Annotated in this window: 10 protein-coding genes, 3 rRNA genes and 1 pseudogene; 11 read left to right on the forward strand and 3 right to left on the reverse strand. The window is 47.5% G+C overall.

Annotation, left to right across the window (positions count from 1 at the left end; genetic code table 11):
* Positions 1-6: 6 nt before the first annotated feature.
* The gene (locus tag QRD89_RS01465; RefSeq protein WP_286096155.1) at positions 7-456 is read left to right on the forward strand and encodes a DUF4064 domain-containing protein; all 450 of its coding nucleotides are present in this window, start codon (positions 7-9) and stop codon (positions 454-456) included.
* 43 nt (positions 457-499) lie between these two features.
* Here the strand turns inward: QRD89_RS01465 and QRD89_RS01470 are convergent, their stop codons facing one another.
* Positions 500-673, reverse strand: coding sequence for a hypothetical protein (locus QRD89_RS01470; protein WP_286096156.1), 174 nt, complete (start codon positions 671-673; stop codon positions 500-502).
* Positions 674-785: 112 nt separating this feature from the next.
* Between QRD89_RS01470 and QRD89_RS01475 the strand changes: the two genes are divergently transcribed.
* Positions 786-1,664, forward strand: coding sequence for a formate/nitrite transporter family protein (locus tag QRD89_RS01475; RefSeq protein ID WP_286096157.1), 879 nt, complete (start codon positions 786-788; stop codon positions 1,662-1,664).
* A 99-nt stretch (positions 1,665-1,763) separates the two neighbouring features.
* On the opposite strand, the gene QRD89_RS01480 is transcribed toward QRD89_RS01475, so the two are convergent.
* A complete protein-coding gene (locus QRD89_RS01480) occupies positions 1,764-2,234 on the reverse strand; it encodes a DinB family protein (RefSeq protein ID WP_286096159.1) in 471 nt (156 codons plus the stop codon).
* 152 nt (positions 2,235-2,386) lie between these two features.
* Between QRD89_RS01480 and QRD89_RS01485 the strand changes: the two genes are divergently transcribed.
* From QRD89_RS01485 to rrf, 9 genes are all read left to right on the forward strand, one after another.
* On the forward strand, positions 2,387-3,151 hold the full coding sequence (locus QRD89_RS01485; protein WP_026578885.1) for a MerR family transcriptional regulator: 765 nt from the start codon (positions 2,387-2,389) through the stop codon (positions 3,149-3,151).
* A gap of 240 nt (positions 3,152-3,391) precedes the next feature.
* Entirely contained in the window at positions 3,392-4,186 is a 795-nt protein-coding gene (locus tag QRD89_RS01490; protein WP_026578886.1) for a 3D domain-containing protein, read from the forward strand.
* 244 nt (positions 4,187-4,430) lie between these two features.
* Complete coding sequence (locus QRD89_RS01495) at positions 4,431-4,583, forward strand: hypothetical protein (protein WP_008636261.1); 153 nt, start codon at positions 4,431-4,433, stop codon at positions 4,581-4,583.
* 188 nt (positions 4,584-4,771) lie between these two features.
* Positions 4,772-5,572 carry an SDR family NAD(P)-dependent oxidoreductase gene (locus tag QRD89_RS01500; protein WP_286096160.1) on the forward strand — a complete coding sequence of 267 codons (801 nt, stop codon included), beginning with the start codon at positions 4,772-4,774 and terminating at the stop codon, positions 5,570-5,572.
* 17 nt (positions 5,573-5,589) lie between these two features.
* Entirely contained in the window at positions 5,590-6,612 is a 1,023-nt protein-coding gene (locus tag QRD89_RS01505; RefSeq protein ID WP_286096161.1) for a ThiF family adenylyltransferase, read from the forward strand.
* A gap of 66 nt (positions 6,613-6,678) precedes the next feature.
* Positions 6,679-6,774, forward strand: coding sequence for a small protein YxzF (gene yxzF / locus QRD89_RS19260; protein WP_502875646.1), 96 nt, complete (start codon positions 6,679-6,681; stop codon positions 6,772-6,774).
* A gap of 359 nt (positions 6,775-7,133) precedes the next feature.
* Positions 7,134-8,697: ribosomal RNA gene (locus tag QRD89_RS01510) — 16S ribosomal RNA — on the forward strand.
* Positions 8,698-8,879: 182 nt separating this feature from the next.
* A 23S ribosomal RNA gene (locus tag QRD89_RS01515) occupies positions 8,880-11,798 on the forward strand.
* 87 nt (positions 11,799-11,885) lie between these two features.
* Positions 11,886-11,999, forward strand: a 5S ribosomal RNA gene (rrf, locus tag QRD89_RS01520).
* Together the 16S, 23S and 5S rRNA genes form the textbook arrangement of a ribosomal RNA operon.
* 40 nt (positions 12,000-12,039) lie before the next feature.
* Here rrf and QRD89_RS01525 read toward each other — a convergent pair.
* Positions 12,040-12,895 (reverse strand): annotated as a pseudogene (locus tag QRD89_RS01525) (SAM hydrolase/SAM-dependent halogenase family protein).
* Between the last annotated feature and the right edge of the window lie 65 nt (positions 12,896-12,960).

Below are 12,960 nucleotides of genomic sequence, written 5' to 3' on the forward strand. Positions count from 1 at the left end.
GAATGAATGGTGAAGCGAACGGTTGAAATCGTATTGACGGTCATTGGTATGGTTCTTTTCGGAATCCCTCTGTTTGTCAGTACTGTGGTCATGGGTGGAATAGATGATCCCGGAGTAAGAGAAGGCGTGGAGAATTTCATAAATTCCTCCGAATTCCAAGCACAGCCTGGGGCCGAGGATTTTACGTCGGGGCAGCTGTTGACGATGTTCGAGTCACTTGGTCAATTTGTCCTGATTGCTTCCATCGTCGGTCTGGCAGTCGGAATCCTTGCTCTGATCTTCCTTATCGGTAACAAGAAGCCGAAAGCGGCAGGGATCATGCTGATCGTTTCCGCAATCGTTCTGACATTAGCGACGTTGTTCCTTGGAATTTTCGGAGGCGCTGCTTATCTGGTAGCTGGAATCGTAGCTCTTGTCAGAAAGTCGAGGAAGCCTTTGGATGGTACAGTGACCTGAATAGAAACACCGCATGCAACAGCATGCGGTGTTTTTTTATGAACTAGTCCAAGATGCGGTTTGTTTCGTCTACATCGGCGGCTTGTTTGTCGTACACGGTGCTGTTCTGTGGCTGCATCCCGCTTCCCCCGCAAATCTTGCACGTGTACCGCCATTCTTCATCATCCATAAGCAGACCTTCCCCGTTACAAGCGAGACAAAGTAGATCCCTTGCCATGAGCTTCCCCCTTTACCTTTTCTTATTAACCTGTTTCAAAGCAGGAATGTTATACAGAAAGGTTACAGAAAAAGTCAGATGGGGAATAGTTATGTCATTGGAGGGATGATAAATGGCAGAAAATGACGAAAAAAACCGTAATCAATCGGAAGATATAGAAGAGAAGAAAAAGGACGAGCCGAGCAGGCAGTTCTATATCCCTTCGCAAATCGTTGACGGATTTGGTGAAAAAGGTAGGGATCACCTAAGTAAGCCTTTCCGGGCTCAATTCCTGTTAGCATTGACGGCAGGATCATTCATGACCTTCGGGGCTGTCTTTTCCATATTGCTTTCCGAAGGGGTGGAAACGAAAGGGCTGTTCCACCTGCTTGCTGGTCTCGGGTTTGCAGCCGGGTATTCGATGGTGTTTATATCCGGAGCCGTTTTGTTTACGGAAATCAACGTCCTTCTACCGTCTTATTTATTTAATAAGTCAGGGTTAATGAAAGGGAATATATATAAGTTCTGGGCATCCACCTACATTGGTAACCTGATCGGGGCTTTTTTGGTAGCCGTGCTGATCGAGTTGTCCGGATCCTTTTCTTCTACCTTCTATCCGGAATTGACTATGTACCTGGAGAATAAAATGAAGTTCATGGATCATGGTGTCCTGGGGTGGTTTCAGGTTCTCATTTCCGGGATCCTGGCGAACTGGCTGATCGGGATGGCCGCATTTCTTACGACTGCTGCAAGGGATATAACAGGGAAGATTCTTGGAACTATGCTCCCTGTCGTCTTGTTCGTAGCCGGTAACTTCCAGCACAGCGCCGCGAATATGGGGTATTTCAGTATGGGTTTCCTCGTATCTGATAAATACACGTGGTACGAATATATTTTCTTCAATTTGGTACCCGCGAGTATCGGTAATTTAATTGGAGGAGCCATTTTAGTTTCTTTACTTTTCTCTTATGCGTACAAAGAGGACATTCAGACGGATCTTGGCAGAAAATAAGAAGTGGTTCGAAACCACGGCAAAGAAACCGGCCTTCAGACCTTTCATAGGAAAGGAGAAGTCGGTTTCTTTCGCTTTTAATTCGCACTTTCCGTCTGCTTATTCGAATAACATGATTTCCGGATCCTTCTTATACGTGTGGACGAGCATCGCATGAAGCTGCCCTCTGTGATGGTACATATGAGCGATAATTTGCAGGAGCCATTCAAAACGGGTGTGGGATACTCCCCACCATGAAGTTGTTTCCGTGTATAGATGCTCCTCCGTATAAAGCTCAAATTGAAATTTCAATTGGGAAAAATGTTCAAACAGCTTTTCCAGAATGTCCTCTTTTTTCTTAAGGGATATTGACTCATAGAACTGTTCCATCTCATCTTTGGACCGCTCTTCAATAATTGCTCCGTCTGCTGCTGGAATGACAGCGATATGTTCAAGAAGTTCTCCAATGGAATATTTCCCTTCCGTCGGACGAAGCTTGAGGTCATCCTCCGAGAGTTGGCCTACCATTTCTGATATGGAAGCGATCACGATCTCTAATTGGTGGAAAGCACTCTGGCAGTACATATTCATAGGAACACAACCTTATAAAGAATGTCATAGCTAATAATTCTTCAATTGCCCTTCAAAACCCTCTACGGACCAGAAAACTACAATTAATGACAAGAAAAGCTATTGACCTTGACGTGACGTCATATCATAAGCTTAAGAAGAGGTGATCACCTATGATGAAAATAAAAGAGGTAGCGGATCTGGCCGGATGCAGTGTGCGCACGCTGCATCATTACGATCACATCGGCTTGCTTTCTCCACGGACCATCGCTTCTAATGGATATCGACTTTATGGGGAGAGTGAAATAGCGAGGCTTCAACAAATTCTTTTCTTCCGTGAAATGGATCTTTCTTTAGTAAAGATTCAACAGATACTAGACGACCCCGAATTTGATGAGCGAAAGGCACTTGCTCATCACCGGTACATGTTAGTGGAGAAACGACACCGTTTGGATCGGATGATTGAATCTGTCGACCGCACGCTTGCCTCAATTCAAGGAGGAACGGTTATGGAGAATAAAGATCGTTTAGAGCCCTTTGACAGTCGTTCAATTGAGGAGCATCAAAAGAAATATGAGCAGGAAGTAAACAATCGCTGGGGAAACACAGCTGCGTACAAGGAATCAGCAAGAAAGACAAAATCTTATTCCGAAGAAGACTGGAAAAGGATGAAACAGGATATGGATGCCATCGACCGTCACTTGGTTTCTATCATGGATAAAGGACCGGAAGATGCGGAGGTTCAAAAGTGGATCGGTAAGAAGCGGCAGCATATCACAGACTATTTCTATGAATGTACCTTGGAGATCTTCCGCGGTCTTGCCGACATGTATGTAAACGATGAGCGGTTCCGCTCCAATCTTGAGAAATGGAGAGAGGGGTACCCCGCATTTCTAAACGATGCTATCGTGCACTATTGTAATGTACAAAGAGGTTAAGGAAAGAGGTAAGTTCATAAAAATAGGCTTCTGCGGATGCAGAGGTCTATTTTTATGCAGAAATGTAAGGATTTATACTATATGACAAGGAAGTAAAGTCGTTGTAATGTTTGCAATGATATTGTTGCTGTCCTGTTATTGGCTTTTCCGATACACATGTTAGAGTAGTACTTGTGATTTTAAACAGTGCCTAAACAAATCGTTTAGCAAGACTGTTTACCCAAGGAGGAAATAACAATTATGAAAAAAACAGTAGTATCTTTGGCGGCGGTCGCTTCGATTTCGGCAGTAACAGCAACTTCAGTAAGTGCAGAAGAGGTAACAGTAAATAAAGGAGACACGCTTTGGTCCATTTCCCAAGCGAATGGAGTCTCTGTTGAAGATATAAAAGCAGCAAACGGACTAACTTCTAACTTGATCTTCCCCGATCAGAACCTTTCTGTCGACGGACAAAGTAAATCTGCGGATGTCCACACAGTAAAACCAGGAGACACGCTTTTCAGCATTGGACAAGCTAATAATGTAAGTGTGAGTGATCTGAAAGCATGGAATGGTTTGGATTCTGCATTGATTTTCCCTGGAGATGAACTCAAGCTTCATAGTAATGGCGAAGCTGACGCAGCTCCTGAAGCTTCCCAACCTGTAGAGAAGGAACAACAGGAACAGGCTCCTGAACCTGCTGAAGCAGAGAAGCAGGAAGCGAAAGCAGAACCAACATCCAGTGAGCCTGCTCAAGAAGAAGCAGCGAAAACATTGACGATGGAAGCTACAGCGTACACTGCTTTCTGTGAAGGCTGCTCTGGTACAACAGCTACAGGTGTAGACTTGCGTGCTAATCCTGATCAGAAGGTTGTAGCCGTCGACCCTGATGTCATCCCATTAGGTTCTGAAGTCTATGTAGAAGGTTATGGTAAAGCAATCGCTGCCGATACTGGTGGTGCAATTCAAGGTAACCGTATTGATGTCTTCGTACCTGAACAATCAGATGCACTTGATTTCGGACGAAAAACAGTAGAAGTTAAAGTATTGAATTAATCATATAGATGCAGAGACGACACGTTTTACGTGTCGTCTTTTTTTATGTTTGATCATAAATACAGGCGGGAATATTTTGTGAAATACGCGAAAAGACCGGGATATATGTCGAAAAATGAGCTTATAGATGGGTCATTTATAAAAAAACATAAAAATAATAAAAATCTCTTGCTTTTACGGTGTTTTACTAATATTATCAGGGGGAATCGAATTATAATCCCATAAAGAAAAGGAGGACACCACTATGACTCTGCTCTATTCAAAAGCTCGTGAGCTTTTCGACCAGGACTACAAAAACAGCCCGGAAGGTCAAACGCAGGAAAAGTCAAAAGGTCTGAAACGTACACGTAGTGGAAAGGTTCTATTGTCTTTCCGGAAGCAGAACAAACGGAAATAACATTAGAAGTGGTGTAGGTAGCTATGAGAAGAAACAAGAAAAGAATAAACATGGCAGACTTTCTTAAAAAAGTTGTCCCGTGGATCAGCGCTTCAACGACGGAATCCGTTCGTTAAGCGCTGATTTTTTATTACATAGGTTTAGTGCTGTCGTACAGAGGATATCGTGACGCTAAGGAGGAGATAGGGATGAACATTTTTTCTGAACAGGCGTTAGAAGGAACACATACTATTGTTACAGGTGCTACAGGCGGAATCGGCTTCGAAGCGGCGAAAGAAATTGTCCGTGCTGGAGGTCATGTGACGATTACTGGACGAAATGGTGGGAAACTGGACGAACGGAAAGAGTCTCTTGCCTCCATACGGGAAGATGCGGAAGTCTACGTCGTTCAGGCAGATTTGAATAAAGAAGAGGACAGAAAGAAGATTGTTCGAGAAGCAGCGAGCGCTATGGGGCCGATAAATGGTCTTGTCAATTCTGCTGGTGTTATCGGCGGTGGAGCATTGGAAGAGGTGAATGAAGATGAGTTGCGTAAAGTAATGGAACTCAACTACTTTGCGACGGTCCTCTTTACTCAGTTAGTTTATAATGAAATGAAGACAACTGGAAAAGGATCGATCGTTAACCTTTCCTCCTTATCCGGTTTACGCGGCACACACAGTAATACGGCATATAGTGCATCAAAATTCGCAATCACGGGCTTCACCCAATCGTTTGCTTATGAAGCGATTGAACATGGAATTCGAGTGAACGCCGTCTGCCCCGGCTATGTGGATACATCTATGGGACAGGCATCCATACGTGCAAAAGGTGAGAGGGAAGGGAAGAGTTACGAGGAGCAGCGCCGTATTGCAGAGGAAGGGATTCCTTCTGGAAGGTTGAGTACGGCAGAGGAAGTGGCGCGGTCTATTGTTTATCTATTGACAGATGCTTCGCTTAATATAGTAGGAGAATCCATGAAGATTTCCGGTGGAAGTGTAATGAGGTAGATGGAGGGGGCTTTTTTTTGAGTGATGGAAGATATTCACGACAGGAACGGTTTCGACCGATTGGGCAAAAGGGACAAAGTAAGCTGGCGGGGAGTCATGTACTCATTATTGGAGCGGGTGCTCTGGGTACGAGCAGCTCGGAACAGCTGGTGCGGGCCGGAGTGGGGAAGCTGACGATTGTCGACAGGGATTATGTAGAACTAAGTAATCTGCAAAGGCAGCAATTATATACGGAAGCGGATGCTGCGGCACACCTTCCGAAAGCGGAAGCGGCTAAACGGAGGTTGTCCAGTATTAATTCAACGGTTTCTATAGAAGGTGTGATTGCCGATGTTCAGCGGGAAGAATTGCTCCGTTTGGCAGATGGTGTTGATTTAATGATGGACGGTACCGATAACTTTGAAACAAGAATGCTGATGAATGACGTGGCCCAGAAGTATAATATCCCCTATATATATGGTGGGTGTGTCGGAGGCAACGGTCTTGTGTTTTCCATTCTTCCAGAGAAAACCCCTTGCTTAGGTTGTTTGTTGGAACGTGTACCTCTGGGCGGAGCGACTTGTGACACTGTCGGTGTGATCAGTCCGGCCGTGCAGATGGTTACAGCATTACAAGTAGCGGAAGCGTTAAAGATACTGACCGGGGACTTCGCCCGCGTTAATCCAGCTTTGATGACCTTCGACTTATGGAATAATGACAGGACCTCCATTAAAGTCTCGAACGCCCGAAGGAAAGATTGTCCCTCGTGTGGTGATTCTCCCGTCTATCCATATTTAGAAGAAGTCAATGCTACTAAATTTGCTGTTCTATGTGGTCGGGATACCGTGCAGATACGCCCTTCCGGAACGATGAAGCGTGACTTTGCAGAGTTGAAGCGTCGATTACCTTCAGAGAAAGTGAAAGAGAATCCATTTTTACTATCATACGACCATGGCAAGCATCATCGTATGGTTTTCTTTAGAGATGGAAGGGTGCTCATCCATGGAACGAAGGATGTCATAGATGCTAAGAAGCTCTATTATGAAATAGTTGGAGGTTGATCGGTTTCTTTTTATCTTTCCAGGGGAAAGATAAATGTAACGACAGTCTACAAGGAGAGAAACTATATGAAGCGATTAATAAGACGCATCTTCAAATATGGACCGATCATCTATCCGATCATAAGGAAAATTATGCGCAAAAGAAGAAGCAGGTATCGTTGAGTACACCTTTATCATGGTGTGCTTTTTTGTTTATATAATATAGAAGCTTTTTGTTGAACTAGCGTACTATGAAAAAAATATCGAAAAAGGTATTGCAATAGATTTATAGCCATGATATATTATTACTTGTCGCGTTAAGAGAGCGGCGCACCGCACAGAACTTAACGAAACAAAATATAAAAAAGTTGTTGACGGAAACGAAACAACATGTTATATTAGTTAAGTCGCTGTTAAGCGGCAAACAACATTTTGATCTTTGAAAACTGAACGAACCAACCAGTACGTCAAACATTCTTTCTATTATATAGAGAGAATTCAAACAAGCACATTCGGTGTGCAAAATGAGCAAGTCAAACACTTTTATGGAGAGTTTGATCCTGGCTCAGGACGAACGCTGGCGGCGTGCCTAATACATGCAAGTCGAGCGCGGGAAGCGAGCTGATCCCTTCGGGGTGACGCTCGTGGAACGAGCGGCGGACGGGTGAGTAACACGTGGGCAACCTGCCTGTAAGATCGGGATAACTCCGGGAAACCGGGGCTAATACCGGGTAATACTTTCTTTCGCATGAAGGAAAGTTGAAAGATGGCTTCTCGCTATCACTTACAGATGGGCCCGCGGCGCATTAGCTAGTTGGTGAGGTAACGGCTCACCAAGGCGACGATGCGTAGCCGACCTGAGAGGGTGATCGGCCACACTGGGACTGAGACACGGCCCAGACTCCTACGGGAGGCAGCAGTAGGGAATCTTCCGCAATGGACGAAAGTCTGACGGAGCAACGCCGCGTGAACGATGAAGGTCTTCGGATCGTAAAGTTCTGTTGTTAGGGAAGAACAAGTACCGTGCGAATAGAGCGGTACCTTGACGGTACCTAACGAGGAAGCCCCGGCTAACTACGTGCCAGCAGCCGCGGTAATACGTAGGGGGCAAGCGTTGTCCGGAATTATTGGGCGTAAAGCGCGCGCAGGCGGTTCCTTAAGTCTGATGTGAAAGCCCACGGCTCAACCGTGGAGGGTCATTGGAAACTGGGGAACTTGAGGACAGAAGAGGAGAGTGGAATTCCACGTGTAGCGGTGAAATGCGTAGATATGTGGAGGAACACCAGTGGCGAAGGCGACTCTCTGGTCTGTTTCTGACGCTGAGGTGCGAAAGCGTGGGTAGCAAACAGGATTAGATACCCTGGTAGTCCACGCCGTAAACGATGAGTGCTAGGTGTTAGGGGGCTTCCACCCCTTAGTGCTGAAGTTAACGCATTAAGCACTCCGCCTGGGGAGTACGGCCGCAAGGCTGAAACTCAAAGGAATTGACGGGGGCCCGCACAAGCGGTGGAGCATGTGGTTTAATTCGAAGCAACGCGAAGAACCTTACCAGGTCTTGACATCCTTGGACCTCCCTAGAGATAGGGATTTCCCTTCGGGGACCAAGTGACAGGTGGTGCATGGTTGTCGTCAGCTCGTGTCGTGAGATGTTGGGTTAAGTCCCGCAACGAGCGCAACCCCTGATCTTAGTTGCCAGCATTCAGTTGGGCACTCTAAGGTGACTGCCGGTGACAAACCGGAGGAAGGCGGGGATGACGTCAAATCATCATGCCCCTTATGACCTGGGCTACACACGTGCTACAATGGATGGTACAAAGGGCAGCGAAGCCGCGAGGTGTAGCAAATCCCATAAAACCATTCTCAGTTCGGATTGCAGGCTGCAACTCGCCTGCATGAAGCCGGAATCGCTAGTAATCGCGGATCAGCATGCCGCGGTGAATACGTTCCCGGGCCTTGTACACACCGCCCGTCACACCACGAGAGTTGGTAACACCCGAAGTCGGTGAGGTAACCTTTTGGAGCCAGCCGCCGAAGGTGGGACCAATGATTGGGGTGAAGTCGTAACAAGGTAGCCGTATCGGAAGGTGCGGCTGGATCACCTCCTTTCTAAGGATTTAGAACGGAAGCGTACTTGGTTGGTTGTTCAGTTTTGAGAGATCGAAAGATTTCTCTGAACTACGTGAACCTTGAAAACTGGATAAGGAATCATCGTATCATCTAACGATGAAACGATTGATGACAAGACATCAAACATCGAAAGTTTTAAACAAACGTCTTTTCACGACGATAGTTAAGTGAATAAGGGCGCACGGTGGATGCCTTGGTACTAGGAGCCGATGAAGGACGGGACTAACACCGATATGCTCCGGCGAGCCGTAAGTAGGCTTTGACCCGGAGATTTCCGAATGGGGAAACCCACTGTTCGTAATGGAGCAGGATCTTATGCTGAATACATAGGTATAAGAAGGCAGACCCGGGGAACTGAAACATCTAAGTACCCGGAGGAAGAGAAAGCAAATGCGATTTCCCAAGTAGCGGCGAGCGAAACGGAATCAGCCCAAACCAAGAGGCTTGCCTCTTGGGGTTGTAGGACACTCCTTTGGAGTTACCAAGGAGGAAGGTAGATGAATCGATCTGGAACGATCAGCCAGAGCAGGTAACAGCCCTGTAGTCGAAACCTTTCTCCCTCCGGAGTGTATCCTGAGTACGGCGGAACACGTGAAATTCCGTCGGAATCCGGGAGGACCATCTCCCAAGGCTAAATACTCCCTAGTGACCGATAGTGAACCAGTACCGTGAGGGAAAGGTGAAAAGCACCCCGGAAGGGGAGTGAAAGAGATCCTGAAACCGTGTGCCTACAAGTAGTCAGAGCCCGTTAATGGGTGATGGCGTGCCTTTTGTAGAATGAACCGGCGAGTTACGACCGTATGCAAGGTTAAGCAGCAGAAGCGGAGCCGCAGCGAAAGCGAGTCTGAATAGGGCGAGTGAGTATGCGGTCGTAGACCCGAAACCGTGTGATCTACCCATGTCCAGGGTGAAGGTCAGGTAACACTGACTGGAGGCCCGAACCCACGCAAGTTGAAAATTGCGGGGATGAGGTGTGGGTAGGGGTGAAATGCCAATCGAACACGGAGATAGCTGGTTCTCTCCGAAATAGCTTTAGGGCTAGCCTCAGAATAGAAAGTCATGGAGGTAGAGCACTGATTGGACGAGGGGCCCCTATCGGGTTACCGAATTCAGTCAAACTCCGAATGCCATAGACTTTGTTCTGGGAGTCAGACTGTGGGTGATAAGGTTCATAGTCGAGAGGGAAACAGCCCAGACCGCCAGCTAAGGTCCCAAAGTGTGTGTTAAGTGGAAAAGGATGTGGAGTTGCTTAGACAACCAGGATGTTGGCTTAGAAGCAGCCATCATTTAAAGAGTGCGTAATAGCTCACTGGTCGAGTGACTCTGCGCCGAAAATGTACCGGGGCTAAACACACCACCGAAGCTGCGGATTGATCGTAGGATCAATGGTAGGAGAGCGTTCTAAGGGCCGTGAAGTCAGACCGTAAGGACTGGTGGAGCGCTTAGAAGTGAGAATGCCGGTATGAGTAGCGAAAAAAGAGTGAGAATCTCTTTCACCGAATGCCTAAGGTTTCCTGAGGAAGGCTCGTCCTCTCAGGGTTAGTCGGGACCTAAGCCGAGGCCGAAAGGCGTAGGCGATGGACAACAGGTTGATATTCCTGTACCACCTCCTTTCCGTTTGAACGACGGGGGGACGCAGGAGGATAAGGAGAGCGTGCCATTGGATGTGCACGTCCAAGCAGTGAGACGGTCGGATAGGCAAATCCGTCCGGCATAACGTCAAGCTGTGATGGGGAGGGAACTATAGTACCGAAGCTCCTGAGTTCACACTGCCAAGAAAATCCTCTAGTGAGGAAAGAGGTGCCCGTACCGCAAACCGACACAGGTAGGCGAGGAGAGGATCCTAAGGTGAGCGGGAGAACTCTCGTTAAGGAACTCGGCAAAATGACCCCGTAACTTCGGGAGAAGGGGTGCTCCTCTGCCGAGGAGCCGCAGTGAAAAGGCCCAAGCGACTGTTTACCAAAAACACAGGTCTCTGCGAAGCCGTAAGGCGAAGTATAGGGGCTGACACCTGCCCGGTGCTGGAAGGTTAAGGGGATGCGTTAGCGTAAGCGAAGCGTTGAACCGAAGCCCCAGTAAACGGCGGCCGTAACTATAACGGTCCTAAGGTAGCGAAATTCCTTGTCGGGTAAGTTCCGACCCGCACGAAAGGTGCAACGACTTGGGCACTGTCTCAACGAGAGACCCGGTGAAATTATACTATGTGTGAAGATGCACATTACCCGCGACAGGACGGAAAGACCCCGTGGAGCTTTACTGTAGCCTGATATTGAATGTTGGTACAGCTTGTACAGGATAGGTAGGAGCCTTGGAAGCCGGAGCGCTAGCTTCGGTGGAGGCGCTGGTGGGATACTACCCTGGCTGTACGGACATTCTAACCCAGGACCGTGATCCGGTCCGGAGACAGTGTCAGGTGGGCAGTTTGACTGGGGCGGTCGCCTCCCAAAGAGTAACGGAGGCGCCCAAAGGTTCCCTCAGAATGGTTGGAAATCATTCGCAGAGTGTAAAGGCACAAGGGAGCTTGACTGCGAGACCTACAAGTCGAGCAGGGACGAAAGTCGGGCTTAGTGATCCGGCGGTACCGCATGGAAGGGCCGTCGCTCAACGGATAAAAGCTACCCCGGGGATAACAGGCTTATCTCCCCCAAGAGTCCACATCGACGGGGAGGTTTGGCACCTCGATGTCGGCTCATCGCATCCTGGGGCTGTAGTCGGTCCCAAGGGTTGGGCTGTTCGCCCATTAAAGCGGTACGCGAGCTGGGTTCAGAACGTCGTGAGACAGTTCGGTCCCTATCCGTCGTGGGCGTTGGAAATTTGAAAGGAGCTGTCCTTAGTACGAGAGGACCGGGATGGACACACCGCTGGTGTACCAGTTGTTCCGCCAGGAGCATAGCTGGGTAGCTACGTGTGGTCGGGATAAGTGCTGAAAGCATCTAAGCATGAAGCCCCCCTTGAGATGAGATTTCCCTTTGCCTTCGAGCAAATAAGATCCCTCAGAGACGATGAGGTTGATAGGTCCGAGGTGGAAGCGTGGTGACACGTGGAGCTGACGGATACTAATGGATCGATGACTTATCTATCTGATCAAATGATCGCGTGAAAAACGTTTCTTTCGATAAAGATGTTTCCTTATCCAGTTTTGAGGGTTTACCTCAATAGAATATTGATGTGGTGGTGAAGGCGAAGAGGTCACACCTGTTCCCATGCCGAACACAGCAGTTAAGCTCTTCAGCGCCGATGGTAGTCGGGTAGATCCCCGTGAGAGTAGGACGCTGCCACGTCAATTCAAAAACCTTCAGGTTTATCCTGAAGGTTTTTTTGTTAATTAAAATTATTGTGCGATGCTTTTCGGACGGTTACTGTCCAATTCGGGCCTGGCTGTATATGATAGGCATCTGCGAAAGAGCCTTGATTGATAGCGATGCCCAGATTATCCAACGAGTTCACATAAAGGATCGGCTCACCTATATGACGATCTGCAAAAGATTTACCAAATATCATGCTGTTCCTATAAGTCTGTCTCGTTCCATTATCAATCGTAACCTCCAAGCCATCTCCATGCGTCGCGTCCAACTGTGAAAAAAGTTCTCTGCTTACATTTGTCCATAAGTTACCGAATCGTATATCGAGAACATCAATGGAACCTTGAATGACACCATTATCCAACTGTGCCGTTTGAAGAGGAAGGGATACGATACGGTCGTGGGGATGGGAAGCGCCTACGCCATAGAAGGAAATAGCTCCTGAAGCTAATCTGGCACCAGTATAGGCATAGACATCCCGCCCGTGGAAGGTGTAGGATTCCCCGGAGTTAGGAAGTCTGTTAATTCTCTCATCGATTTCTCTAACTTCTCTGATCCCTATATACTTGTTGACATGAGTCAACGTACCATTGTCAGGGGTTACAATATAGTGGTTTCCCATCGTTTGAGCGACAATGCTTTTTCTGCCCGAGCCTACTCCAGGGTCCACGACAGATACAAAAACGGTACCTTCGGGCCAGTAGCTGATCGTTTGATACAAGCGGTAGGATGCTTCCCAAATGAAAAGCAGGGATATCATGGGTTAAGTCAAAAACCTTTAAATCAGGATCTACGGAAAGAGATACCCCGTACATGGCGCTGACAGCACCGTCACTTAAACCGAAGTCTGTTTGTAAAACAAGGCTTTTCTTCATAGGGATCCCTTCTTTCTAAGGTTTGGTTTGTAAAGAACCAGCTATTCTCTAAGTTATACGAAGAA

It is taken from the genome of Halobacillus sp. ACCC02827 (genome assembly GCF_030291935.1).
In the GTDB taxonomy this organism is placed as follows: Bacteria; Bacillota; Bacilli; order Bacillales; family Halobacillaceae; genus Halobacillus.